This window comes from Vibrio sp. 03_296 (assembly GCF_002265885.1).
This window is the reverse complement of sequence record NZ_NPKW01000758.1, coordinates 1-601: the sequence shown is the minus strand read 5'-3', so window position 1 is coordinate 601 and position 601 is coordinate 1. Positions and strand designations below refer to the sequence as shown.

Sequence of the window (601 nt, the reverse complement as noted above, 5' to 3'; positions counted from 1 at the left end):
TTGACTGGTCTATTTGGTTACCTAGGTGGTGCCGTGGCAGCCAACGCGGTATTAGGTTACACCGTAGACCATTTCGGCTGGGATGGTGGCTTCATTATTCTGGTTGGTTCTTGTATCACTTCTATCGTTTGTTTGACTTACGCATTACTGGGAGAAAAAGCCCATCATGATGCCAAACAAAAAGAGAAGGAAAAAGAACAAGAAGCCATCGCGTAACTGAACTTCCTCAGGCCCATCTTTTTGCTTAGTCGAACTGATGGGCATTTTTATGTCCAGACTACTCGGAGTGACAGGTAGGTGGAAAGTGAGTGACGCCCACGAGCGTAAGCAAACCAAAACCTCAACCTCTTCTAGTAGAAAAGAAATAAGCGCGAGTGTCATGGAGCATTCATATTCCTCCGTCACCATAAGCGCCTCTGATATATACCCAACCAAAATATCGCTATCAGAACAAGGAACTCATCATGAAACTTCACCCCCTTTTTCTTTCCCTTGCTGGCCTGTTAACCACTTCTGTTTTTGCCGAACCTCTTGTTATTGCTCATCGTGGTGCCTCTGGCTATTTGCCTGAGCACACACTGGAAGCGAAAACCTTGGCTTA

General features: G+C 45.8%; 2 pseudogenes. Both read left to right on the top strand.

From position 1 onward, the window contains the following. A pseudogene (gene glpT / locus CIK04_RS27670) lies at positions 1-216 on the top strand (glycerol-3-phosphate transporter); the annotation flags it as partial. Between the two features lie 248 nt (positions 217-464). Then, a pseudogene (locus CIK04_RS27665) lies at positions 465-601 on the top strand (glycerophosphodiester phosphodiesterase); the annotation flags it as partial.